Source organism: Corynebacterium sp. MSK071, from assembly GCF_030232125.1.
GTDB classification, from domain to species: domain Bacteria; phylum Actinomycetota; class Actinomycetes; order Mycobacteriales; family Mycobacteriaceae; genus Corynebacterium; species Corynebacterium kefirresidentii.
In genome coordinates this window covers 248836-273546 of record NZ_JASPJA010000001.1, presented here as the reverse complement: position 1 = coordinate 273546, position 24711 = coordinate 248836, and the positions used below count along the sequence as shown (strand labels likewise).

General features: G+C 62.6%; 24 protein-coding genes and 1 tRNA gene. 13 read left to right on the top strand and 12 right to left on the bottom strand.

Annotation, left to right across the window (positions count from 1 at the left end; translation table 11 throughout):
• Positions 1 to 23: 23 nt before the first annotated feature.
• Together purB and purD are read right to left on the bottom strand one after the other, a co-directional pair.
• A complete protein-coding gene (purB, locus tag QP990_RS01170) occupies positions 24 to 1454 on the bottom strand; it encodes an adenylosuccinate lyase (RefSeq protein ID WP_284798041.1) in 1431 nt (476 codons plus the stop codon).
• Positions 1455 to 1495: 41 nt separating this feature from the next.
• Positions 1496 to 2770 (bottom strand): phosphoribosylamine--glycine ligase, encoded by a 1275-nt coding sequence (gene purD, locus QP990_RS01165; protein ID WP_284798040.1) that lies wholly within the window; start codon positions 2768 to 2770, stop codon positions 1496 to 1498.
• Positions 2771 to 2805: 35 nt separating this feature from the next.
• On the opposite strand from purD, the gene QP990_RS01160 reads away from it, so the two are divergent.
• Entirely contained in the window at positions 2806 to 3237 is a 432-nt protein-coding gene (locus QP990_RS01160) for an HIT family protein (RefSeq protein WP_023019885.1), read from the top strand.
• On the opposite strand, the gene QP990_RS01155 is transcribed toward QP990_RS01160, so the two are convergent.
• From QP990_RS01155 to QP990_RS01145, 3 genes are all read right to left on the bottom strand, one after another.
• A complete protein-coding gene (locus tag QP990_RS01155; protein ID WP_284798039.1) occupies positions 3234 to 4739 on the bottom strand; it encodes a cell wall metabolism sensor histidine kinase WalK in 1506 nt (501 codons plus the stop codon). The genes QP990_RS01160 and QP990_RS01155 overlap by 4 nt on opposite strands.
• Positions 4740 to 4751: 12 nt before the next feature.
• Positions 4752 to 5456, bottom strand: coding sequence for a response regulator transcription factor (locus tag QP990_RS01150; RefSeq protein WP_023019887.1), 705 nt, complete (start codon positions 5454 to 5456; stop codon positions 4752 to 4754).
• Between the two features lie 186 nt (positions 5457 to 5642).
• Positions 5643 to 7388: a pyruvate dehydrogenase gene (locus QP990_RS01145; protein ID WP_023019888.1), complete on the bottom strand. Its 1746-nt coding sequence runs from the start codon at positions 7386 to 7388 to the stop codon at positions 5643 to 5645.
• Between the two features lie 172 nt (positions 7389 to 7560).
• Here QP990_RS01145 and QP990_RS01140 point away from each other — a divergent pair, with 172 nt between their 5' ends.
• Together QP990_RS01140 and QP990_RS01135 are read left to right on the top strand one after the other, a co-directional pair.
• Entirely contained in the window at positions 7561 to 9072 is a 1512-nt protein-coding gene (locus QP990_RS01140; protein WP_239208395.1) for an MFS transporter, read from the top strand.
• Positions 9038 to 9592 (top strand): TetR/AcrR family transcriptional regulator, encoded by a 555-nt coding sequence (locus QP990_RS01135; RefSeq protein WP_023019890.1) that lies wholly within the window; start codon positions 9038 to 9040, stop codon positions 9590 to 9592. Before QP990_RS01140 ends, QP990_RS01135 begins: the two co-directional genes overlap by 35 nt.
• Positions 9593 to 9619: 27 nt before the next feature.
• On the opposite strand, the gene QP990_RS01130 is transcribed toward QP990_RS01135, so the two are convergent.
• A tRNA-Thr gene (locus tag QP990_RS01130) sits at positions 9620 to 9692 on the bottom strand.
• 151 nt (positions 9693 to 9843) lie between these two features.
• On the opposite strand from QP990_RS01130, the gene QP990_RS01125 reads away from it, so the two are divergent.
• From QP990_RS01125 to otsB, 5 genes are all read left to right on the top strand, one after another.
• On the top strand, positions 9844 to 11580 hold the full coding sequence (locus QP990_RS01125; protein ID WP_239208062.1) for a threonine/serine exporter ThrE: 1737 nt from the start codon (positions 9844 to 9846) through the stop codon (positions 11578 to 11580).
• 86 nt (positions 11581 to 11666) lie between these two features.
• Positions 11667 to 12026, top strand: a complete 360-nt coding sequence (locus tag QP990_RS01120) for a hypothetical protein (RefSeq protein WP_239208063.1) — start codon at positions 11667 to 11669, stop codon at positions 12024 to 12026.
• 14 nt (positions 12027 to 12040) lie between these two features.
• Positions 12041 to 13483, top strand: a complete 1443-nt coding sequence (locus QP990_RS01115; RefSeq protein ID WP_239208064.1) for a trehalose-6-phosphate synthase — start codon at positions 12041 to 12043, stop codon at positions 13481 to 13483.
• Positions 13480 to 13998, top strand: coding sequence for an META domain-containing protein (locus QP990_RS01110; protein WP_023019894.1), 519 nt, complete (start codon positions 13480 to 13482; stop codon positions 13996 to 13998). The genes QP990_RS01115 and QP990_RS01110 overlap by 4 nt, the downstream gene beginning before the upstream one ends.
• Before the next feature lie 18 nt (positions 13999 to 14016).
• Positions 14017 to 14796 (top strand): trehalose-phosphatase, encoded by a 780-nt coding sequence (gene otsB / locus QP990_RS01105; protein ID WP_200288652.1) that lies wholly within the window; start codon positions 14017 to 14019, stop codon positions 14794 to 14796.
• Positions 14797 to 14821: 25 nt separating this feature from the next.
• Here the strand turns inward: otsB and QP990_RS01100 are convergent, their stop codons facing one another.
• Entirely contained in the window at positions 14822 to 15919 is a 1098-nt protein-coding gene (locus QP990_RS01100; protein ID WP_284798037.1) for a LacI family DNA-binding transcriptional regulator, read from the bottom strand.
• 80 nt (positions 15920 to 15999) lie between these two features.
• On the opposite strand from QP990_RS01100, the gene QP990_RS01095 reads away from it, so the two are divergent.
• The 5 genes from QP990_RS01095 (at position 16000) to QP990_RS01075 (ending at position 20484) form a co-directional block, all read left to right on the top strand.
• On the top strand, positions 16000 to 16968 hold the full coding sequence (locus QP990_RS01095) for a metal ABC transporter solute-binding protein, Zn/Mn family (RefSeq protein WP_200288650.1): 969 nt from the start codon (positions 16000 to 16002) through the stop codon (positions 16966 to 16968).
• Positions 16968 to 17669 carry a metal ABC transporter ATP-binding protein gene (locus QP990_RS01090; RefSeq protein ID WP_023019898.1) on the top strand — a complete coding sequence of 234 codons (702 nt, stop codon included), beginning with the start codon at positions 16968 to 16970 and terminating at the stop codon, positions 17667 to 17669. Before QP990_RS01095 ends, QP990_RS01090 begins: the two co-directional genes overlap by 1 nt.
• Positions 17647 to 18561 (top strand): metal ABC transporter permease, encoded by a 915-nt coding sequence (locus tag QP990_RS01085; RefSeq protein ID WP_200288649.1) that lies wholly within the window; start codon positions 17647 to 17649, stop codon positions 18559 to 18561. Before QP990_RS01090 ends, QP990_RS01085 begins: the two co-directional genes overlap by 23 nt.
• Before the next feature lie 11 nt (positions 18562 to 18572).
• Positions 18573 to 19409 carry a PHB depolymerase family esterase gene (locus QP990_RS01080; RefSeq protein WP_239208066.1) on the top strand — a complete coding sequence of 279 codons (837 nt, stop codon included), beginning with the start codon at positions 18573 to 18575 and terminating at the stop codon, positions 19407 to 19409.
• Between the two features lie 64 nt (positions 19410 to 19473).
• Complete coding sequence (locus tag QP990_RS01075; RefSeq protein ID WP_200288647.1) at positions 19474 to 20484, top strand: HNH endonuclease signature motif containing protein; 1011 nt, start codon at positions 19474 to 19476, stop codon at positions 20482 to 20484.
• Positions 20485 to 20500: 16 nt separating this feature from the next.
• Here the strand turns inward: QP990_RS01075 and rlmB are convergent, their stop codons facing one another.
• The 5 genes from rlmB to QP990_RS01050 are packed head-to-tail and all read right to left on the bottom strand — an operon-like array spanning position 20501 to position 24685.
• Positions 20501 to 21448, bottom strand: coding sequence for a 23S rRNA (guanosine(2251)-2'-O)-methyltransferase RlmB (rlmB, locus tag QP990_RS01070; protein WP_023019902.1), 948 nt, complete (start codon positions 21446 to 21448; stop codon positions 20501 to 20503).
• Positions 21449 to 21471: 23 nt separating this feature from the next.
• Entirely contained in the window at positions 21472 to 22860 is a 1389-nt protein-coding gene (gene cysS, locus QP990_RS01065) for a cysteine--tRNA ligase (RefSeq protein WP_284798035.1), read from the bottom strand.
• Positions 22861 to 22904: 44 nt separating this feature from the next.
• Entirely contained in the window at positions 22905 to 23387 is a 483-nt protein-coding gene (ispF, locus tag QP990_RS01060; protein ID WP_023027768.1) for a 2-C-methyl-D-erythritol 2,4-cyclodiphosphate synthase, read from the bottom strand.
• Positions 23380 to 24129, bottom strand: coding sequence for a 2-C-methyl-D-erythritol 4-phosphate cytidylyltransferase (gene ispD, locus QP990_RS01055; protein ID WP_239208069.1), 750 nt, complete (start codon positions 24127 to 24129; stop codon positions 23380 to 23382). The genes ispF and ispD overlap by 8 nt, the downstream gene beginning before the upstream one ends.
• A complete protein-coding gene (locus QP990_RS01050; RefSeq protein ID WP_005325718.1) occupies positions 24101 to 24685 on the bottom strand; it encodes a CarD family transcriptional regulator in 585 nt (194 codons plus the stop codon). Before QP990_RS01050 ends, ispD begins: the two co-directional genes overlap by 29 nt.
• Between the last annotated feature and the right edge of the window lie 26 nt (positions 24686 to 24711).

The following is a 24711-nucleotide window of genomic DNA, read 5'->3' as shown; positions in this document are numbered from 1 at the left end:
CGAAGGGAGCCGGAAAATGCGGGCTAGAGGATTTCGCCCGGGGTATAGGCGGCGGCCTTGGGGTGCTCGCCTACCAAGGCGTTAATGCGGTTGAGCACCTGGTTGACCTGGGACTCGGCGGCGCCGATGAAGGCGTGCTTATCGGCCAGGGCGGCCTCGAGGTCGGACTCGTCCATGGGCAGGCGGTCATCGGCGGCAAGGCGCTGGACCAAGTCCTGCTCGCCGCCGTTTTCGCGCATATTAAGCGCAACAGCCACGGCGTTTTCCTTGATGACCTCGTGGGCGGTCTCGCGGCCCACGCCGGCACGCACGGCCGCCATGAGGATGCGGGTGGTAGCCAGGAAGGGCAGGTAGCGCTCCAATTCGCGGTCAATCATGGCGGGGAAGGCGCCGAACTCGTCGAGGACGGTGAGGAAGGTTTCGAATTGGCCGTCGAGGGCAAAGAAGGCGTCGGGAAGCGCGACGCGGCGGACGACCGAGCAGAAGACATCGCCTTCGTTCCACTGCTGGCCGGCCAGGTCTGCGGCCATGGTGAGGTAGCCGCGGAGGATGACCTGCAGGCCGCCGACGCGCTCGCAGGAGCGGGCGTTCATCTTGTGCGGCATGGCAGAAGAGCCCACCTGGCCTTCCTTGAAGCCTTCGGTGACGGTCTCATTGCCGGCCATCAGGCGGATGGTAGTTGCCAACGAGGACGGGGCGGCGCCGAGCTCCACCAGGGCAGAGATGGCGTCGAAGTCGAGGGAGCGTGGGTAGACCTGGCCCACGGAGTTGAAGATGCGGTGGAAGCCCAGGTAATCCGCGATGGCGGTCTCCAGGGAGGCAAGTTTGTCTTCGGAGCCGCCCATGAGATCCAGCATGTCCTGGGAGGTGCCCATTGGCCCCTTGATGCCGCGCAGCGGGTAGCGCGCAAGAAGATCTTCGACGCGCTCTATGGCCAGCAGCATCTCGTCGCCGGCCGTAGCAAAGCGCTTGCCCAGGGTGGTGGCCTGCGCGGCCACATTATGGGAGCGGCCGGCCATAACCAGGGACTGGTACTCGCCGGCGTGACGGCCGATGCGGGAGACCACGGCGATGGCCTTATCGCGGATGATCTCCAGCGAGGTGTGGATTTGCAGCTGTTCCACGTTCTCGGTGAGATCGCGGCTGGTCATGCCCTTGTGGATGTGCTCGTAACCGGCCAGCGCATTGAACTCCTCGATGCGGGCCTTCACATCGTGGCGGGTGACGCGCTCGCGCTCCGCGATGGACTCGAGGTTCACGTCTTCCACCACGGCCTCGTAGGCATCGATGGCTTTGGAGGGGATGTCTACGCCCAAATCCTTTTGGGCGCGCATAACCGCAATCCAGAGCTTGCGTTCCAGGATGATTTTATGCTCCGGGCTCCAGATATTGGACAGCTCTGCGGAGGCATAGCGGGAGGACAGGACGTTGGAAATCTTCTTCTTTTCAGCCACGTGGCTATTATTCCATGCCTGCCCCACCGCGGGGTGAAGGGTTAGAGAGAAATCTCACCGTCTTCTGCTCGCTTGCCGATGTCTCGGCGGACAAAACCACCCGCAAACTCGATGTCGTCGACGGTGGCGTAGGCGTCGGCACGTGCCTCGGCCAGCGTGGATCCCTTTCCCAGCACGCTAAGCACACGGCCGCCCGCGGTGCGGTAGGCCCCGTCGGTGTGAACGGTGCCGGCGTGCAGGACGCGCTGCGGATCATCCAGCGCAGCCCCGGAGATGGCATCGCCCTTGCGCGGGGAGGCCGGGTAGCCTTCAGCTGCCATGACTACGATAACGGCGAAGCCATCCTCCCATTCCAGCGGCGCGAGCTCGGCCAGGGTGCCAGTCGCGGTGGCGTGGAGGGCCTCGGCTAGTGGGGACTTGAGAAGGGAAAGCACGGCCTGGGTCTCGGGATCGCCGAAGCGGCAGTTGAACTCGACTACGGCCGGGCCCTCTTCGCCCCACGCCAAGCCGGCATAAAGCAGGCCGGAATATGGGGTTCCGCGGCGTACCATCTCCTTGGCCACTGGGACGCAAACCTCGTCCACGATGCGCTGCACGCCCTCCTCCGGCAGCCACGGCAACGGGGTGTACGCACCCATGCCGCCGGTATTGGGGCCTTCGTCGTTGTCATAGGCGCGCTTGTGGTCTTGAGCTGGCAGCAGCGGGACGACGGTCTCGCCGTCAACCAGGCAGAAAAGCGAAATTTCCGGTCCATCGAGGAAAGACTCCAGCAGCACCGGATTGCCGGCGGCAAGGACGGCGTCTACGTGAGCGCGGGCAGCGGCACGGTCCGCGGTGACCACCACGCCCTTGCCACCGGCAAGGCCATCGTCTTTGACTACAAACTGTGGGCCGAAGCGGTCGAGCGCGGCCTCAATGTCTTCCTCGGCCGCACCTGGGCGTAGCTGTTCTGCGCGAGCGGTCTTGACTCCTGCCGCCTCCATAACGTCCTTGGCAAAGGCCTTGGATCCCTCGATCTGGGCTGCTTCCTTGTTAGGTCCGAAGACCGAGATGCCGGCGGCGCGCAGGGCATCTGCCACGCCAGCAACGAGCGGCACCTCGGGGCCGATGACGACGAGATCGGCGGCGATATCCCGGGCCAGTTCTACCATGCGGTCCGCATCATCTACCTGGGAGTATTCCGGGTGGACTGTGGCGAGAGTGGACATGGCCGCGCTGCCCGGCGCGGCATGGATTTCGGTGCTCTGGGGGTCGGCGGACAGGCCCTTAACAAGGGCGTGTTCACGGCCGCCCGAACCAATTACGAGAATGCGCATGCCCACCATCATAACCAGCGGGTAGCCTGGCACACATGGCTTCTGTATTTAGCAAGATCATTAACGGTGAACTACCCGCTCGCTTTGTCTACCGCGATGAGACCTGCGTGGCTTTCCTCTCCATTGAGCCGCTGCGCTACGGCCACACCTTGGTCGTTCCCATCGAGGAAGTAGATAAGTGGACCGACCTGGATCCGCAGACCTGGGCCCACCTCAACGAGGTCGCCCTGGAAATCGGCGGTGCCATCAAGACCGCGTTCAATACCCCGCGCACTGGCTACATCATCGCCGGATTCGACGTCCCGCATACCCACATCCACCTCTTCCCTACCGAAAAGATGGAAGAGTATGACTTTGCCAAGGCCTTCGACGCCGATAACACCGACGATGCCGCGATGGATGAGGCGGCCGCCCGCATCCGCCAGCACCTGGGCTGCAACGAGGAAGGCTTTCGCGAGGAGGACTAGGACTCAGAGGGGGCGTCGGCAAGCGCGGGCAGGCGCACCGTAAAGGTGGTGCCGCGGCCGAGCTCGGAGTCGACGCTAATGCTGCCATCGTGCTGTTCCACTAGGGAGTGGACGATGGCCAAGCCCAGGCCGGAACCGCCGGTATCGCGGGTGCGCGAGGTATCCGCACGGTAGAAGCGCTCGAAGATATGCGCCGCGTCCTCTTTGGACATGCCTTTGCCATCATCGATGACATCGATCAGCACGTCATTGGCTTCGCGGCGCAGGCGCAGCGTCACCGTGGCACCCTCGCCGCCGTGGCGGATGCCATTGGTTACTAGATTAAGCAGCACCTGGTGGAGGCGGCTGGCATCGCCGTTTACCACCGGAATAGATTTGGCGTCATTGGCTACCTTAATCTCGCGGCCGGGGAAGGCAGCACGCGCGGACGAGCCTACGGACAGGGCCAGCTCCAATAGATCCACCGGACGCAGGTCGAGGCGTGTGCCCTCGGCGCGGGTAAGCGCCAGCAAGTCCTCCACCAGCAGGGACATGCGCTTCGATTCATCATCGATCTTTGAAAAGACCATGTCCACGTCCTTGGTGGCACCGGAGCGATAAAGCTCGGTATAGCCGCGCAGGCTAGTAAGCGGCGTGCGCAACTCGTGTGAGGCATCGCCTACGAAGCGGCGCATCTGTTCCTCTTTGTCCTGCGCACGCACGACGGAGCGTTGCAGCTGCCCCAACATGATATTGAGCGCGGCGGCCAGCTGGCCCACCTCGGTATGCAGCGGCCACTTGGGAACGCGCTTGTCCAGGTCGCCCGCCGCGATTTCCGACGCCGTCTTTTCCACCACCCGCAGCGGCCGCAACGCCCTGCGGATAAACCAGAAACCCACGGCCGCAATGGCGGCCAAGGCGATGGCGGCGATGGTCACCTGCACCATCGCCAGGCCGTGCAGGATTTCCTTTTCATGGGTCATATCCTTAGCGATGACCGTGATGACGCCATTAGAATCCGCAAAAGCCAGCGCGCGCCACTTGGTATTGTTCTCGATGGACCCAACGGTGGTGGGATAACCGCCAAGCGGGATATTCTCCGCATTCGGTGTGGTCGAAGACGGCCCCGAATAGCGGATGGTGCCATTGGGCAGGTAGTTCAGCACCACGTATTCGGTAGGCGGGCGCTTGGTGTGATCACCGATAAAGAAGTCATTGCTGATATCGCGTGCCCACGTAGTCGATGCGGAGCGCAGCTCATCATCGACGTTATTAAAGAGCACATTGCGCATAATGGAGTTCACCGCAAAGGACGAGCCTGTAATACCCAGCCCAGAGACTACGACAAGGAGGATGACCAACCACGTACGCAGCGGCATTGCCTGCGGAATCTGGGAAAACATCCGCCGCTTGGAGGACTTGTCCTCCCCCTCGTCTTGCCCTAGGCCTTCATGCCACATGGATTGCGGGCGCGCTGCCGCTGGCGCAGGCGCCTGGCCCTGGGTCTCCTGTGAATCTTCCATTACCACAGCACTTTAGGAGCGCGGGGTGCGCAGTACATAACCCACGCCGCGCACGGTGTGGATCAACTGGGTATCGCCCGTATCAATCTTGCGGCGCAGGTAGGAGATATAGGACTCGACCACGTTGCCATCGCCGCCGAAATCGTAGTGCCACACGTTATCCAAAATCTTGGACTTAGACAGCACCACTTCTTTGTTCTGCATGAGGTAGCGCAGCAGATTGAACTCGGTGGGGGAAAGCTCGATGAGCTCACCGGCCTTGGTGACCTCATGGGTGTCATCATTAAGCGTCAAATCTGCGTAGCTCATGGTGGCGTCGTTGGTGGATTCTTCCGCCGCACCACCGCGGCGCATGATGACGCGCAGGCGGGTGATGACCTCTTCCAAGCTAAATGGCTTGGTCACATAATCATCCGCACCGATGGTCAGGCCGTGGATGCGCTGGTCCACCCCATCCTTTGCCGTGAGGTACAGCACCGGGCCGTCCAGCCCCTCCTGACGCAGCTTTCCTAGCAGCTCGAAGCCGTCCATGCCCGGCATCATCACGTCCAGGATGTAGGCATCAGGGTTTACCTCACGGGCTACGCGCAGCGCCTCGTGGCCGGAATTGGCGCTGAAGACCTCGAAGTTCTGGAACTTCAACGATACGGTGAGCAGCTCCACAATATTGGGCTCGTCATCGACGACAAGAACCTTGGCGAGTTTTTTGTCTTCCATGTTCTCCTCAGACTCCCTTAAAGGTTGCGAATTTCTATCACGCAATCATGACACGCTTGCTTCCCAGCCTACTGAAGAGTTTCTGGCTGAATCCTGTGAACATAGATGCTCGCCCTGGTCGCCGCAAAAGAAAACCACGCCCCTCCCCTAGTGAGGAAGAGCGTGGTAACTAACGCGGCGCGCTATTTAGAAGTCCTGCGGGCGTGGGATGTTGCGCAGGTTGGACTTTGCCATGGTGATCATCTGGCCTACACCACCGTCCAGAACGGTGCGGGTTGCGGCCTTGGAGAAGCCCATGAGCTGCTCGATGGTCAGCGTTGGTGGCAGGGACAGGGCGTTGGGGTCAGTAACGACGTCGATAAGAGCCGGGCCGTTGTAGGCCAACGCCTTCTTGATCTGCTCCGGAGCTTCCTTCGGATCCTCGATGCGGAAGTGCTTGATACCGGAAGCCTCTGCAATCTTGGCAAAGTTGACAGACTCGTGGTCGGTCTCGTGCTCCGGTAGACCCTGCACCAGCATCTCCAGCTTGACCATGCCCAGGGAAGAGTTATTGAACACGAACATCTTGATAGGCAGGTTGTGGAGCTTTACGGTCAGCAGCTCACCCATCAGCATGGATAGTCCGCCGTCACCAGAGAAGGTGATGACCTGGCGGCCAGGGTTAGCGGCCTGTGCACCCAGCGCCTGTGGCAGGGCGTTGGCCATGGTGCCGTGGCGGAAGGAGCCAATCTGCTCGCGCTTGCCGTTGGCAGTGATGTAGCGAGCGCCCCACACGTTGCACATGCCGGTATCGACGGTGAAGATGGCGTCTTCATCCGCGTTCCTATCGATGAGGTCTGCAACGTACTCTGGGTGGATCGGGGTGTGCTTTTCCACGTTGGAGGTGTAGGCCTCCACGACGTGCTCCAACTTGCCGTAGTGCTTCTTGAGCATCTTGTCCAAGAAGGAGCGGTCCTTCTTCTCATCCACGTGCGGCAGGATGTTCTCGATGGTAGCGGCTACGTCGCCGGTAACCGGATAAGAAATCTTGGTGCGGCGGCCGATGTGGGAGCCGTTGATGTCCACCTGTGCCACGTTGGCATCCGGCAGGAAGTCGTTATACGGGAAGTCGGTACCCAACAGGATGAGCAGGTCAGCCTCGTGGGTGGCCTCGTGTGCCGCACCGTAGCCCAGCAGGCCGTTCATGCCCACATCGAATGGGTTCTCGTACTGGATGTACATCTTGCCACCCAGGGCGTGGCCGATAGGAGCCTTAATCTTCTCCGCCAGCTTCAGCACCTGTTCGCGGGCATCCTTGGCGCCAGCGCCAACGAAGAGGGTGACAGTCTTAGCCTCGTTGATGGCCTGGGTCAGGGCCGCAGCCTCGGCTGGGTCCGGGAAGACGACTGGGCGACCAGTAGAAATCTTGGACTCCACAAAGGAGTCATCGTCGGCGTCCTGCATGGAGACGTCGCCCGGGATGACCAGGACGGAAACGCCGTTGCCTGCCATAGTGGACTGGATGGCATGGTGCAGGACAACACCGCCCTGCTCAGCGGAATTGACCATCTCGCAATAACCAGAGCACTCCTGGAAGATTGCCTCTGGGTGGGTCTCCTGGAAGAACTTGGAGCCGATCTGGCGGGATGGAATATGGGAAGCCAGTGCCAGAACCTTGGCGCCGTTGCGGTGGGCGTCATACAGGCCCTGGATGAGGTGAGTGTTGCCCGGACCGCAGGATGCAGCACATACTGCCAGCTTGCCGGTGGTCAGGGAATCTGCCTCAGCGGCGAAGGCTGCAGCCTCCTCATTGCGGACGTGAATCCACTCGATGGAGGAGCGACGAACTGCATCCACAATCGGATTCAGAGAGTCACCGACCAGGCCATAAATGCGCTCGACACCCTGCTTTTCTAGGGTGTCAACTAGCTGTTCTGCATAGTTACGTGCCATTAATTATCATCCTTAACTCTTAATTGGTGCTAATACCACTGTGCTACTTACACCGCAGGAAAGTCCACTATTCTCCTATACACTCACACACTGCGTCCAGCTGTGAGGAAGGTAATACTAACCTATCTTTGGCTGTAAACTATAACGACCGTTCGGTACTGTTTACTCTGCTATGAGTATCCACCCACCCCGCGCAGGAAGCGTTTCCACCCCGGCCTCCACGGCCACGCAGCGGTGGTCTTTCTGCGCCGTCATCTCTCTGGGGTTACTCATGGTTGGGCTGGATAATTCCATCCTCTACACCGCATTGCCGCAGCTATCGCAGCAATTGCATACCACCGATACCCAGCAACTATGGATTATCAACGCCTACGCGTTGGTACTCTCCGGTCTCCTTCTCAGCACCGGCACGCTAGGTGATCGCACCGGTCACCGGCGGATGTTCCTCATCGGTCTGGCCATTTTTGGCGGCGCCTCCCTACTCGCCGCCTATTCCCCCAGCGCCTGGGCGCTGGTCCTAAGCCGGGCTTTCCTAGGCTGCGGCGCCGCCATCATGATGCCATCGAGCCTTGCACTTATCCGCCTTACCTTTCCCGATGAGGTGGAGCGCAACACGGCCATTGGCATCTGGGGTTCTGTCGCCGTCATCGGCGCGGCGGCCGGCCCCACCGTGGGCGGCTTCTTTTTGGAGCACTTCTGGTGGGGCTCGGTATTCCTGCTCAATGTCCCCGTCGTGACCCTTGCCCTCGCGTTGACCTTGCTCCTAGCTCCGCCAAACGTCCCAAACCCCCTTAAACACTGGGACTTTCCCTCGTCCCTGTATTCCCTTATCACTCTTACCAGCCTGGTACTGGCCATTAAATCCCTGTCACACGCGTGGCCGGTGAGCGTCGCTGCGGCTGCCGTCTTCGTCTGCGGAGCGCTCGCCTTTGCCCACCGCCAGACCCGCTTGGCAGATCCCCTTCTGACCTTCGATATCTTTGGCTCCCGCGTCTTCAGCGGCGGGGCCTTAGCGGCCGGCGGTGCCATGTTCGGTATGTCCGGCCTAGAGCTACTCAGCACCCAAAAGCTGCAGCTTGTCGACGCCCTCTCACCCCTCCACGCCGGCCTTATCATCTCCGCCATGGCGCTATCTGCCATCCCTACCTCCATCCTGGGCGGCGCCACATTGCATCGCCTGGGATTCCTCCCGCTCATAAGCGGCGGATTCCTCCTTATGGCCACCGGCATGACCCTGCTGCTCGCAACCCGAGGCGAGACGCTTGCCCTACTCGTTGTCGCCCTCGTCCTCACCGGCCTAGGCGCGGGCCTTGCCATGTCCGTATCCTCAACCGCCATCATCAATGCCGCGCCCCTCCACCGCACCGGCATGGCCGCTGGCGTAGAGGCGGTCTCTTATGAATTTGGCACCCTGATTTCCATTGCCCTGACCGGAACCCTCGTGCCTTTACTCATGGCCCGCGAACTCCCACCTCACCTCGCAGAACTAGGAACCGACGCGCTGCATCACCCCGCTTCCCACGCGACCGCCGCCAGCGCCTACAATGCCGGGTATCTTTCCACCATTGGCGGCCTAGCTTGCTTCGCCTTGCTCCTAGCCGCGATAACCGCCTGGTGCTTCCGCGATAACCCCAAATCAGGAGATCCCCATGCCGCGAATCAACAAAAAGACCGCAGCCCTTGAAGCCGCGCTCGATATCATCGCCGCCGAGGACGTCTCCGGCCTTACCTATGACTCCCTTGCGCAGGCGACCGGCATGTCCAAGTCCGGTCTCATCTACCACTTTCCTACCCGCCACAACCTGCTGGTAGATTGTCACCGTTTTTGCGCTGAGCGCTGGGAAGAAGAGCTCGAGCAACTCGCCGGCGGCCGCCCTGCCAGCGAACTCAGTTGGGCCGAGCGCTCCCGCGCCTTGGTGCTCTCCATGGGCAAAAAGGATCCGCTCGTCAAGCTGCTGATGTGTGTGCACTCCCAGACTCACCCAGATTTTTCTGCCCAATGGGCAGATGTGGATGCACGGTGGATGGTGGATCCCTCCGCCGCCGAGACCGACGAGGATGACCTGCTCGTCATGTTGCTTAGTACGGGGCTGTGGGTGCACGATCACCTCAACCAGCGCAAGCTCTCCCCCGCTAACCGCCAACGCATGGTTGACCGGCTTTTTGGGCTTATTGATGCCCCCACAAAACACCACGAAGGCTAGGCCCACGCTGGACCCAGCCTCCTTTTGAGCTGGAGACGAGACTTGAACTCGCAACCTACGCATTACAAGTGCGTTGCGCTACCAATTGCGCCACTCCAGCACCGCGGGAGATATCCCGCTCGTTGCATAGTACCCGAGCACCAACGCTAAAGGGAAAGCCGGTCCCCCATCTATGCATTGACAGGGTACAGGGGCTAAAGTTCAGGCAGAATCTATCCCACTTTCTCAGCGCTTTTTCGAGGGTTATTTCCGTGTCATTTTTGTCCGCTATGCGGGAGCGCCTGCGCGCTTCCTCGGGCCAAGTAGCCATCATCGACGCGGCTAAAGCCGCACCGCCGCCATCGCCACTCGCCCCGGTCGATCTCCATGATGCCGCCCAGGTCACCGGCGTCATGGAGATCGCCGCCCGCATTGGTGAAATCCTCATCGGCGCCGGTACGGCTAACTCGGATGCCCGCGCCCAGGTACACCTGGCGGCATCTTCCTATGGCTTGCACTACTGCCACGTGGATATCTTGATGAATACCATCACCATCCACACCACCATCGGCACCGGCGAGCAGCGCCAAAACCTGCACGTCTTCCGTGTGGTGCCGAGCATTGGCGTGGATTTTTCCAAGCTCTCGGCCGTCGATAAGCTCATTCGCTCTATCCACTCCGGCCAGATGCCACCGGCCATGGCGGAGCAGCGCCTCGACGAGATTGACCGCATGCCCGCCCCTTATAAGCCGGCCACGGTCATGCTCGGCTGGGGCGCGATGGGTGGCCTGATTTCCATGATGCTCGGCGGCGATCTGCTCGTCGGCGTGGTGGCCTTTGTGGTTTCCGCCTTCATCATGGGTCTGAACGCTTGGTTGGCCAACTATCGCTTGCCGCCCTTCTATCAGAATGTGGTCGGTGGCTTCTTCGCTGTCTTCCCTGCCGCCATTTTGTACAACGTGGCGGCCTCGTTCGGCATTAATTTCTCGCCGGCACAGATCATCGCCTCCGGCATCATCGTGCTGGTAGCGGGTCTAACCTTGGTGCAATCGCTGGTCGACGGCATCACGCGCGCCCCCGTAACCTCCTCCGCCCGCTTCTTTGAGGCGCTGCTATCTACCGGCGCCATCATCGCTGGCGTGGGCGTGGGCATCCAGCTGGCTGATTCGCTGGGCTTTAACCTGCCGCCGCTGGCCACGCTGGCCCCGCCGGTCTACCACGAGATTCCGCTGCTGGTGGTGCTCGGTGGCACCGGCTCCGCCGCCTTTGCGCTAGCCTGCGGGGCTGCCTGGATCGAGATCACCATGTCGGGGCTTACCGCCGCGGCCGGCATGATCTTCTATTACTTCGTGGTGGTGCCGTTTGGCATCGGCCCGGTGATTGCCTCGGGCCTGTCCGCTGTGGTCGTCGGCCTGGCCGGCGGCTTGATGTCGCGCCGTTGGGGCATCCCGCCGCTTATCACCATGATCGTGGGCTATACGCCGATGCTCCCCGGCCTCATGCTCTACCGCGGCATGTACGCCTCGCTCAATGAGCAGATGATTACCGGCTTTACCAACATGGCAATGGCGCTAGCCATTTCCGGCGCGCTGGCCGCCGGAGTGGTGTTAGGCGAGCGCGTGGCCCGCCGCCTGCGCCGCCCGCAGTACTTCCGCCCCTACTCCGCTTTCAAGCGCATCGGCCGCTTCTCCTTCCACAAGGCCACGCACTTGGCCCGCAAGGCCCCGCGAATCCCGCGTGTGCCGATGTCCCCATTTGCCCCGCGCGTCAATCGCCCGGAGTTACCACCCAAGCTCGGGCCGAAGCCGCCGCAGCAGCACCCGCGCCACGAGGCCCAAAACCACGGGCCGCATACCCGCTCCGCCGCGGACCTGTGGCCGGAGGATTCTCAGTGGCCGGCGCAGCCGCAGCAGCACGAGAAGACCACCTATACCGTGCCGGGCACCGAAACGTTTCGTGCCCAGAAACCGGAGCAGCCGGGCACCGAATCCGGACCCGAGCGGCCCTAAACGCCGCCGGTAGCGTACAATATTTGCTCTGATAGCTTTTCTTGCAAGCGCTTAAGTAGTTTCCACAACGTTCAGGAGGACACGTCGTGCCACCCAAGGTCCAAGACACCCACCCACAGGCTGACCAGAATCACGCCCTTGAGGAGGAGACCTCCCGCGCAGCCCGCCGCATCGTGGCCACCTACGCCCAGGACTTCCTCGACGGCGTGACCCTGATGTCCATGCTGGGCGTGGAGCCCAAGGGCTTGGTACACAAGAAGGTTCTGGCGGAGCAGGCCGATGCCGCCCCGAAGAAGTCGACCAAGAAATCCAGCAAGAAGTCCACGAAGAAGTCGACCAAAAAGTCCACCAAGAAATCGACAAAGAAGTCGACCAAGAAGGCCACGAAGAAAGCGACGAAGAAGGCCTCTAAGAAGGCAACAAAGAAGTCTGTTAAGAAGTCTTAAGTTATTCTTGCACCATGAGTGAGCATGGCAATGACTTCGTGGTGGTGGCCAACCGCCTGCCGGTTGATCTAGAAACCCGGCCCGATGGCAGCCATACGTGGACACCCTCGCCAGGCGGACTGGTCACCGCCTTGTCCCCGGTCCTGGAGTCCCATCAGGGCTGCTGGGTAGGGTGGCCCGGCGTGACTGACACCGCACCTGAGCCCTTCCGCACCGATGCCGGCGTGCTGCTGCATCCGGTCAAGCTCACCGAGTCCGATTTCGAGGGCTTTTATGAGGGCTTTTCCAATGCCACCCTGTGGCCTCTCTACCACGATCTCATAGTCACCCCTACCTACGACCGCGATTGGTGGCACGCCTATCGCGAGGTCAACCTGCGCTTTGCAGATGAGGTAGCCGAGGTCGCCGCCGAGGGTGCCACCGTGTGGGTCCAGGACTACCAGCTACAACTTTTGCCCGGCATCCTGCGCCAAAAGCGCCCCGATCTCACCATCGGGTTCTTCTTGCACATCCCCTTCCCTTCTGCCGATCTCTTCCGTCAGCTGCCCTGGCGAGAGGAACTCGTGCGCGGGCTGCTCGGCGCGGATCTCATTGGCTTCCACTTGGAGGCCAATGCCCGCAACTTCCTGGAACTCGCCCGCCGCCACGGCCTCGACGTAGAAGGCGAGGCCAGTACCCGCGAGGTCACCGCACATATTCACCTACCGCAGGGACGCACCATCGGCGTGGGGGCTTTTCCCATCTCTATCGCCGCGAAGGACTTTGCCAGGTTCACTGCGGAGGATGAGCGGGACGTCGCCAAGCTGCGCGAAGAGCTGGGCTCGCCCCAGCGCATTATCCTGGGAGTGGATCGCCTCGATTACACCAAGGGCATCCTGCAGCGGCTGACTGCTTTTGAGGAGCTGCTGGAGTCCGGGGCGCTCGACCCGGAAGAAGTAGCAATGGTGCAGCTGGCCACGCCGTCGCGCGAGCGACTTGATCATTACAAGGCCACCCGCTCCAAGGTGGAAGAAGCCGTCGGCCGCATCAACGGGCGCTTTGCGCGCGTGGGCCACCCAGTGGTGCACTATCAGCACCGGGGCCTAGCCAAAAGCTTGCTGCGCAGCTATTACCGGATGGCCGATGTCATGCTGGTCACCCCCTTCAAGGATGGCATGAATCTGGTGGCCAAGGAATACGTGGCCTGCCACGACGATGGTTCGGGCGCGCTAGTGCTCTCTGAGTTTGCCGGGGCTGCCGATGAGCTCAGCCAGGCCTACCTGTGCAACCCCTTCGATATCGAGTCCGTCAAGGCCGCCTTGCTCAATGCGCTCACCGCGCTTGACGATGCCCCCTCTGCCATGTCCCAGCGCATGCTCGCCATGCACCAGCAGGTCACTGAGCACGACGTACAGCTATGGTCCCAGTCCTTCCTGAGCTGCCTGCGCCATGCCGACGCCGAGGAGGCTGGCGCATGATTCCTCGCTGTGCCCGCCTCATTACTCCGCTCGCCGCTGCGTGCGCCGCCACGCTGCTAGTTGCCTGCGGCTCCGGCGAAGAAGAGCCCCAGGCCCCTGGTGATGAGCAGATCCTGGATAAACAGTGGCAAGTAGTCTCCATCAACACCACCCCGGATGCTGCCTCTACCATCCCCGAATCCATCCCGCAGGCACCCACGTTGAGCTTTGGTGAATCTACGCTGGTAGGCACCACCGGCTGCACCCAAATGGTGGGAAAGGTGACCTATTCCGCCGATGAGGAGCGCCAAAATATCCAGGACGGCAACCGCCTGCACTTTGATGAGGTGGATTATGACGAGACCGCCCAGGATTGCCATGGCGCGTCCGTGTGGGCCGATAACCTGCTGCGCAACTTGATATCCGCTGGCCGCGATTTCCACTACACCGTCAATAGCAATAACCAGCTGGTCTTAGAGCTGGTTACAGACGAGGTAGACTCGCCGTCTATCAAATTGGTTTCCCTCGGCAATTAAATACGTAGGCTGGAAGCCATGACGCTTTCCACCACCATCAAGGCCCTTGCCGCCGCCGAGCACCTCGCGGTGGTCTCGGATTTTGACGGCACGCTCTCCCCCTTTGCCACGGCCATCTATGACGTCGAGATGAACCAAGACTCCCTGCGCGCCTTGGATAAACTTGCTCATCTGCCGCATACCACCGCGGCCGTGCTGTCCGGCCGCCACCTCGCAGGCCTGCAGCGCGTGTGTCCACTGCGCGAGCCCGTGCTTTTTGGCGGCTCCCACGGTGCCGAATCCTCTTGGGAAGAAACGGATCTAACTCCCGCGATGCGCGAGCATCTGACCGCCAAGGAAACCGAGATCCGCGCAATTATGGAGCGCTTCCCAGGCGCGGATATCGAGGTCAAGCCGTTCCAGCGCGTACTGCACCTGCGGGCGCTCGAGGAATCCGATCCTGAGGCGGCCGCCCAGGCTTATGAAGCCGGTCTCGCACTCGATCCGGGCGGCTTCCCACGCACGGCCGGTAAGTCCGTCGTGGAGTTTTCTGCCACTCAGGCCACCAAGGGCACGTGGTTAGACGAGCTACGCGAGCGTACCGGCGCCACCGCCATGGTCTTTTTGGGCGATGATGTCACCGACGAGGACGGTTTCCGCGCCCTCCATCAGCCGCCGGACGTCGGTGTCAAGGTAGGCGAGGGCGATACGGCGGCCGTAGTGCAGCTTGCCGACGTCGACGCCGTCGCCCACTTCCTCACTGAGCTTGCCACCGCCCGCGCGGCCCATATAGGTCACTCCCGCGGCGACGACGCCTAGCCGGTAAACCCCGGCCTGCCCCGACTTAACGCGGTGGTGCCACGGTCCGCCCCGCCGCGAAATTCGTCCGCAGTACCCGCCGCGACACCGCCGGCACGGCCGCCGCCGCATTATCCGCGGCGGCGATGAGGTTAGAGAGCATGTGGCCGGCGGCGGCGCCTTTGGCCTTATTGGGCTGGATGATGGTCGTCAAGCCAAGGCGCTGCGCCGCATCGATGCCGTCGAAGCCGGTGACGGAAAGCTCACTGGGAATATCAATGCCCCGTTCGCGCGCATAGGTCATCACGCCCAGCGCCATGGAGTCGGTGGTACACAGGACTGCGGTGAGCTCAGGGTGGGCGTCGAGAAGCAACTGCGCGGCCGCCCGCGTGGTTTGCGCATCATTGATGTGCTGGGTGACCACGGGCACGGTTTCCGGCGCGATCCCCGCCTGCGCAAAGACGTCCATAGCGCCCATGACGCGCGCGTGCTGCACGTGCATATCGGCCTCTTGCAACTCCTCCCAGGAAATGGGGCCATCGTGGCGCTCGCGTTTGAGGCGAATGGCCAGCACGCCAATCTTGCGGTGGCCGGCCTCCACCAGCGCGCGGGCGGCCGGAGCAATCGCGGCTCGGTCATCGATCCCTACAAAAGGCAGGCCCGAATCCATCGGTTGATCGCAGACCACCACCGGCAGGCCGCGCCCGCGCGCCGCCTCCAGGTAGGCATCCCCAGCCGCCACGGAATAAACCACAAAGCCATCCACGGCAGCCGAGCCGACCAGGCTGGTCGCTTCCGCTTCCCCCTCCGGGCCGGCCGGGATGAGGGTAAGCATGCTTTGCGCGCCGGCCGAGGCCTCCGCCATGCCGGCCAAGAAATCCACCGAGGCCATGTCTTCGAAGGCATAGGACAGGTGCTCAGTCAGCAGCACGCCCACCGCGCCCGCACGGCGGGTGCGCAGGCTACGAGCCGTGGGGTCCGGCCCGGGGTACCCTCGCGCTTTCGCCGCTGCCAGAATGCGCTCGCGCGTTGCGGCCGAGAGCTGGTCCGGCCGGCTATAGGCATTGGACACCGTCGTGCGCGAAACACCCAGTTCGGCGGCCAGCGAGGCCAGCGTCTTGCGGGTGGGGCTGCGTTTCACCATGGCCGTAAGCTTACCCCGCGGCCGCGTTTTCAATACATATTCAATTGACAACAATTACCATCAACAGCACACTGGGAGCTATGCATAACTCACTTCGCGCAACCGCCGCCCTCCTCGCGGCCGGCGGCCTCCTCCTCACCGCCACCGCTTGCTCCTCCTCTGACTCTCAAGACTCGGCCGCCGAGCCCGGCGCTCAGAAGAAAATCTCTATCGTCGCTTCCACTTCTATCTGGGCCGATGTTGCCCAAGCCGTGGCCGATACCGCCTCCGGCGTGGACATTGAGGTCAAGCCCATCGTGGAGGGCAATGGCGTCGACCCCCACCACTTCGAGCCTTCCGCGGCCGATATCGCCAAGGCCGAAGACGCGGACCTGCTCGTAGTCAACGGCGGCGGCTACGATTCTTGGATTTACCAGGCCGTCTCCGAGCAAGACAACATCATCTCCGCCCTGCCGCTGACCGACCACGGCAAGCTGGCCGATGACCCCAATGTCATGACCATCGACGCCGCCAAGGCCACCGCCAAGAAGGACCCAAAGAAGGTCACCAATATCGAAGGCAACGAGCACATCTGGTACGACCCAGCTGCGCTCGACGAGGTCGCCGGTAATATCGCGGACCAGATCAATGAGCTCAATACCGATGCGCACGCCAGCACCGAGCGCGTGGACTCCCACGTCAACCGCCTGCGCGACAAGCTCAAGGAGCTACCGGGCGATCTCTCCTACGCCCAGACCGAGCCGATTGCGGACTACATCATGAAGTACACCTCCGGCAAGGACGTCACCCCAGAGGGCTACCGCAAGGCCACCATTTCTGAGGGCGAGCCCACCGCGGCCGACCTTGCCGCCTTCACCAAGGCCATCAAGGACCACAAGGTGGACCTTCTCATCTTTAACCCGCAGACCGAAACCGATACCGCCGGCCGTATCAAGTCCGCCGCGGAGGATGCGGATGTCAATATCGTCGAAATCGGCGAGACCCCGCCGGATGGCAAGGAGTTCTGGACCTACTATGACGAGGTCACCGACTCCCTGGGGAAGCTCTAGTGCTCATCCAATTTCATGACGCAGCGGTTGCCCCGCTGTGGTCCAGCCTTAACCTCGCCGTTGACCGCGGCGAGTTTATCGCCGTTTTGGGCCCCAATGGCGTGGGCAAATCCACCCTGCTCGGCACTATCTTGGGCACCCGCAAACTCACGGCCGGCAGCGTCGACGTGGACTGCCGCGTCGGATTCATCCCGCAGCAGCGCATGTTCCCGGCCGACCTGCCCCTGCGCGCCCGCGACTTAGTATCGCTCTCCCTTGCGCACGGCGCTTTCCGACGCCGCCGCCCTCCCCGCCACCGCGTCGACGAGCTCCTCGCCGAGGTAGGTGCCACCGGCCTGCGCGACCGCCGCGTAGGACAGCTATCCGGCGGCCAGCAGCAACTTATCCGCCAGGCCCAAGCGCTGGCCAATGACCCAGAGCTCATCCTTGCCGATGAGCCGCTGCTCTCGCTCGATCCGGCGCGCCAGCAAGACACCGTGGAGAAGCTAGATGCGCTACGCCGCGAGCGCGGCACCTCCATCATCTTTGTCACCCATGGCATCAATCCGGTACTCGGAGTGACCGATAAGGTGCTCTACCTTGCTCCCGGCGGCCATACCTTCGGCGCGGTAGATGAGGTCATGCGCTCCGATGTCCTTTCCGAGCTCTACGGTTCCAAAGTCAACGTCTTAAACGTCGATGGGAGGCTTATCGTTGTCTAGCTTCATAGAAGACACCCAGTACCTGCTGAGCGTTGATTTTGTACAGTCCTCGCTCATCGCCTCCGCGCTGCTGGGCATTCTTTCTGGCGTGATGACCTCGCTCATCGTGCTGCGCCAGATGTCCTTTTCCGTCCACGCGACTTCCGAGCTCGCGCTCATGGGTGCCTCCGCCGCACTACTTTTCGGTCTCAACTTAGGCTTTGGCGCGGTCGCCGGGGCCATCGTGGCCGCCATCATCCTCGCCGTACTGGGCTTTAAGGGCCAGCAAGACAGCGCCATCGGCGTGGTCATGAGCTTTGGCCTAGGACTGTCGGTGCTATTTCTGCACCTCTATCCGGGCAACGCGAATACCGCGATGACGCTGCTGACCGGCCAGATCGTCGGCGTATCCTCGGCCTCGGTATGGCTTTTGGCCGCAACCACCGTGGTTATCCTCGCCGCCGTAGCCATCCTGTGGCGCCCCATGCTCTTCGCTTCGGCCGACCCAGTTATGGCCCAGGCGGCCGGCGTGCCGACCCGCTTCATCTCGGTCGCCTTCGCCGTACTCGTGGGCCTAGCGGCCGCGCAGTCGGTACAAATCGTTGGTTCACTGCTCGTCATGGCGCTGCTTATCACCCCCGGCGCAGCGGCCGTGCAGATTACTTCCTCGCCCCTGCGCGCGGTCATGTGGGCCACCATTTTCGCCGAGGTGTCGGCCGTAGGCGGCTTCATCTTATCGCTCGCGCCTGGTCTTCCGGTCTCGGTCTTCGTCACCACCATTTCCTTTGTCATCTATCTGGTGTGCCGGCTCATCGGCTGGCGGCGCAATAAAAGCGCAGTGCGCGACGAGGTCGCTGCCAAACGCTTCCACGCCGACTGCCACACCACGGCCGAGGAGCACCACGCCGACTAAACTGGGCGGCTATGCACGTACACCGCCGCACCGCGGATGTGGATTGCCGCACCCGCCGCTTCCTCGTCATCACGCCGGATAATCCCGGCCCGCATCCGGACCTGCTGCTCTTCTTCCACGGCTCGTTGCAATCCGGCAACGTGATGCGCCGCTTTACCAATGGCACCTTCGACGAGCTTGCCGATGCCACCAACACCATCCTCGTCTACCCCGACGGCGTGGATCGCCATTTCAATGATTGCCGCAGCATCCTACCGGTCACCGCCCGCACGGAGAACGTTGATGACATCGCCTTCGCCACGTATCTCGTTGAAGCTATGCAGCGCGAGTTCGGCACCGCGCGCACCTTTGCTTGCGGCTATTCCAATGGCGGTCAGATGGTGCTCCGCCTGCTTTTCGACGCTCCCTTTACCCTCACCCGCGCCTGCATCTTCGCCTCCACCTTGGGCGAGGGCGATAACCACGCGCCCAGCAACCCGGATGGCTACCGGCCCACGCCGCTGCTGTTTTTCCACGGCACCGCGGACCCATATGCGCCTTATGAAGGCGGTGTGGCCGGGCTGGACGCCGAGCGCACCCGCGGCCGCGTGCTCTCCGCGCCTGCCACCGCGGAATACTTTGCGTTGGCCAATGGCTGCCAGCCACCGCGCGACTACCACCCCGCCCCGGATGTCACCGCCACCGAATACGCCGGCGATTTTCCCGTCGAACTATGGACCATGGAGGGCCTTGGCCACGTGATTCCCTCTAGCATGAGAACCGACCCGCGCATAGGCCCCAATACAGATTCCTTCCGCGCTGTGGATAAGGTCCGCGACTTTTTCGGACTCGGCACCGCGCAGTCCTAGTTATCCACAGCGGCGCGCCTTATCCCTCGCCTCTGGTCGCGTCCCGCACCTAATGTGTGGAGCCATGAACGCGCTGCACACTTTCTTGACAGGCCTAGCCGCCGGCATGGACATCATCGCCGACTGCCACGGCCTAACTCAGCGCGCGCTAATCGAGGCCGGCTGCCCCGACACCACCGCCACCCGCCTGCTCGCCCTCGCCGATACCTACTTCGGCCCGACCGCGTTTAGCCGCCTCCAGCGCGAATCCATCGCCGCCGCTCGCACCAATGGGCACAGCCTTACCGCGCTGCTGGCCATCGAGCGCTACGCCACTCGGCTGAGAAATAAGCGTCAGGCCTGGGCGCTGCGTCGGGAGTTGTGTGGGATGAAGGGGGATGCCTCGGACGTCGAAAAGCGGGGGCGTAAACGCGTGCGCGAGATTAAAGGCCCGCCGCAGCGCACACCCGGTGTCAAGCTCTACCGCCGCGCCGAGGGCCCCTGGACTATGACGATTACCGGCAAATCCGCCGATATTGCGGATATGCATGCCGCGCTGGATAAAGATGCCCCGCTAGATTCGGTGCGCAAGATTTTCCAGGGCAAGACCGCCGCCTCCGGTGCGTCCGTGACCACCAATGTGGTGCTGCGCTTGGACGAGCTCGACCGCGTCGTCGACTGCGCGGGCGATGACGTGACACTGCAGCTCACCAATGGCGCCCGGATGACCGGCGCAGACCTCGTGCGCCGCGCATTTACCGAGCATGGCTATGTCACCCTCATCCATCCCGTTAAAGGCCCGGTGAATCTGTATCGCACGGAGCGGCTCGCCTCACCCAAGCAGCGCACCATGGCGGCCGCGGAAAATCCCACTTGTCCTTGGCCCCAGTGCAATTATCCCGCCGACGAATGCCAAGTCCACCATCTCACCGCCTGGCGCCACGGCGGCGAGACAAACCCCGAAAACCTCACCATCGCCTGCCCGTACCACAACGGCGTCAACGACGATGACCCCAACGGCCCGCCAGTTCGCGGCCGCCTGGCCCGGGTGAATGGCACCATTAGGTGGCTGCCGCCCTGGGCAGAAGGCGGCTAGAAACTCTCGCTAGAGACTACTGGGCCGCGCGGCGCTGGCGTGCGAATTCGGAAAGCACAGAACCGGCCGCGACGGAAGCATTGAGGGACTCGACCCAATCCGTCATAGGGATGGACATGATGACGTCGCAGTTTTCCCGCACGAGGCGAGAAATCCCCTTGCCCTCGGAACCGATGACGATGACCACGGGGTCCGTCGCGCCGTTATATGTATCCAGCGTGTGCTCGCCGCCGGCATCTAGGCCGACGACCTGGTAGCCGCTCTTTTGGAATTGCTGTACGGTGCGGGTGATATTCGTCGCGCGGGCGACCGGCAGGCGCGCCGCCGTGCCGGCCGAGGTACGCCACGCCACGGCAGTCACGGATGCGGAGCGGCGCTCTGGGATGATGACGCCGTCGCCACCAAAAGCTGCCACAGAGCGAATCACCGCGCCGAGGTTGCGCGGGTCGGTGATGTTATCCAAGATGACGAACATGCCCGGACGGGCACTTTCGGCCGCACGGGAGATGAGCTCATCGACATCGGCGTATTTATACGGCGGGATCTGCAGCCCGATGCCCTGGTGCATGCCGTTGCCGGTCATGCGGTCCATCTCGTGGCGCTGCACCTCGATGATGGGGATATTGCGGGTATTGCACATGGCCACGGCCTCAGACAGGCGCTTATCGTTGCGGGTACCGGCCACGATATAGAGCGTGGTGGCCGGCACCTTGGCGTGCAGGCACTCGATGACCGGGTTGCGGCCCACGACCATCTCGGCGGTCTCCTTCTGGTGGCGGCCGGAGTTGCGGCGGTCGCGCTCCAGCTTGGCCTTGTGCTTGGCGTGGTAAATGCGGTCCTCTGCCTTGGGTGTCGGGCCCTTGCCGGCCAAGCCCTTGCGGCGCTGGCCGCCGGAGCCCTTGGTTGCGCCCTTCTTATTGGTCTTGCGGATTCCCGCGCCACCGCGGCCGTGGGTACGTGCCATAGTTTATTGTCCTTTCGGAGTGCTTAACGCTGCGCCAGCGACCAGGTCGGGCCGTCTGGGGTATCGGTGATGGTGATGCCGGCGGCCGCGAGGCGGTCACGGACGGCGTCGGCAGTAGCGAAGTCCTTGTCCGCACGCGCCTGGGTGCGCCGCTCCAGTTCAGCCTGCACCAGCGCATCCAACGCGGCATCCGCCCCGCTAGCTTGCGCTCCATCTTCCCACTCCAGCGGGTCAAAGCCAAGTACGTGTGCCATCGCCCGTACCTGGCCGGCCAGCGTGCGCGCCCCGGCCTCATCGCCGGCGGCAAGGGCCTTATTGCCGGCGCGAACGGTGGTGTGGATTTCCGCCAGCGCCTTGGGCACCGCGATATCATCATTCATCGCGTCTTCAAAGCCCTGCGTCCACTCGCCCAGCTCCAGGTCATCGAAGTGAGCGAGGAAGTCCTCGATGCGGCGGTAGCCTGCGGCGGCCTCGGTCAGCGCGGCCTCGGAATACTCCAGCACGGAGCGGTAATGCGCCGAGCCCAGGTAGTAGCGCAGCTCCACCGGACGCACCAGCTCGAGCATATTCGGAATAGAGAGCACGTTGCCCAGCGATTTCGACATCTTCTCGCCCGACATCGTCACCCAGTGGTTGTGCATCCAGTAGTTGGCAAACTTATCGCCGGCCGCGTGCGACTGAGCAATCTCGTTCTCGTGGTGCGGGAACTGCAGGTCCAGCCCGCCGCAGTGGATATCGAAATTGGAGCCCAGGTAATAGGTAGACATGGCCGAGCACTCCAGGTGCCAGCCGGGTCGGCCGTCACCCCAGGGGGTGGGCCAGCTGGGCTCGCCCGGTTTCGCGGCCTTCCACAGAGCAAAGTCTTGGGCGCCGCGCTTGGCCGAATCTTCGCCCTCACCCTGTTCCATTTCTTCTACCTTGTTGCCGGACAGCGAACCATAATCCGAGCCTTCGACCTTGGTCCATGCGGCAACGTCAAAGTAGACGGAGCCTTCGGCGGGGTAGGCAAAGCCGGCGTCGATAAGCCGCTGCATATAGTCGACCATCTGGGTGACAAAGCCGGTCGCGCGCGGCTCTACCGAAGGCGGAAGCACGCCCAGGGTGTTATAGGCCTTGGTGAACTCGCGCTCATACGTGGATACCCACTCCCACCAGGGGCGATTATTCTCGGCCGCCTTGGTGAGGATCTTGTCATCGATATCGGTGACGTTGCGCACCAAGGCTACGTCATAGCCCTGGGCGAGCAGCCAGCGGCGCAGGATGTCGAAAGCGACGCCGGAGCGCAGGTGCCCGATGTGCGGCTGGGCCTGCGGGGTGGCGCCGCACAGATAAATCGAGGCATGGCCGGGGCGGATCGGCTCGAAATCGCGTTGGCTGCGGGTGGCTGTGTCATAAATGCGCAAAGTACTCACGCCACTTAGTCTAATTGACGCGTGCGCGGGGTTAGTGCGGTGGGCTAGGCGCGCCAGACGACGGCCGTAGCAACCGCCGCACGCCCCTCCTTACGGCCGGTGAACCCCAGGTGGTCCGTCGTGGTAGCAGATACGGACACGGGGGCACCGAGGATTTCGCTCAGCACGGCCTCGGCCTCTTCGCGGCGCGGACCCATCTTGGGGGTCTGGCCGATGAGCTGGGCGGCGGCGTTGCCGATGATAAAGCCCTCAGATTCGAGGAGCTGGCGGCATTCGCGCAGCAACTTCGCGCCGGAAACGCCATCGTATTCGGGGCGGCCGACGCCCACGAAGGAGCCGAGGTCACCGAGGTGGGAGGCGGATAAAAGGGCGTCGACAAGCGCGTGCGCTACAACATCCCCATCGGAGTGGCCCTCGCACCCGTCAACGCCTTCGAAGAGCAGGCCGGCGATCCAGCAATCCTTGCCGGCCTCGATTTGGTGGGCGTCGGTGGCAATTCCAACGCGCGGGATAATCGGATTAGTCATGGGTCTCCTCGGTCAGGGCGTGGGCCAGGGTGAGATCGATGGGCGTGGTGATCTTGAAAGCCAGGGTATCGCCCGGCACGGTTGCCACGCGCTCGCCGTGCCATTCCATGAGGCTGGCGTCATCCGTGGCGGTAAATTCGGGCTGCTGGGCCCAATAATCGAGGTTGGCCTGGCGCAGCGCGGACAGGCGGAAGGCCTGCGGGGTTTGCACTGCGCGCAGGCGGGAGCGATCGGGGGTGCTCAACACGGCCTCATCCGCGACTTCCTTGATGGTATCGGCCACCGGAACCACCGGCACGGCCGCGGGAGCGCCTTCCAGCACCCGCTTGGCGACGCCCCGCACCATCGCCGGCGGCGTCAACGCACGGGCCGCATCGTGGATGAGCACCACGGCATCCTCGTCCGGGATTGCTTGCAGGCCGGCCCACACGGAATCGGCGCGCTCGCTGCCACCGTGAACGAGGCGAATCGGGGCGGCGCTTGCAGCGTCAGTAGCACCAACGGCGTCGATGCGGCCGATAATACGCGCGGCCTCAGCCTCCATGTCCGGGCTGACCAGGACGATAATTTCATCGACTACCCCGGAGGCCAGCAATGCTCGCACGGAGCGTTCCAGGAGGGTGCGACCGCGCAACTCGACATAAGCTTTGGGCACCTCGGCGCCGAGGCGGGTTCCCTGGCCTGCGGCCGCGATGAGCGCGATGACGCGCTGTTTAGTCTTCGTCGTCGAAGGAGAGGTCATCGAGATCGATGTCGTTGTCGATATCGGTGGTGATGGACTTATCATCTACCAATCCGGCGGCGCGGTGGCGCTCGATGGTGGCATCGATTTCTTCCATCATGGTGTCGGCCTTCTTCTCATCGACCGGCTTGGCCAGTGCGAGCTCACCTACCAGGATGGTGCGGGCCTTGCCAAGCATGCGCTTCTCGCCGGCCGAAAGGCCGCGATCCTGGTCGCGGCGCCACAGGTCACGCACAACCTCGGCGACCTTATTGATATCGCCGGAAGCCAGGCGCTCCTGGTTAGCCTTATAACGGCGGGACCAGTTGCCGGCCTCTTCGACGTCCTCGTCACGCAGCACGGAAAAGACCTTTTCTAGGCCTTCCTTGCCCACGACGTCGCGTACGCCGACGTTATCGGCGTTCTTGATGGGCACGCGGACGACCAGGTCGGACTGGTTGATGTGCAGCACCAGGTATTCGAGCGTCTCGCCACCCATTTCGCGGGTCTCGATATCCTCGATGACGGCCGCACCGTGGTGCGGGTAGACGACGACCTCGCCGACCTTATACTCCATTGCCACTCCTTGTGTTCCCGATTTAT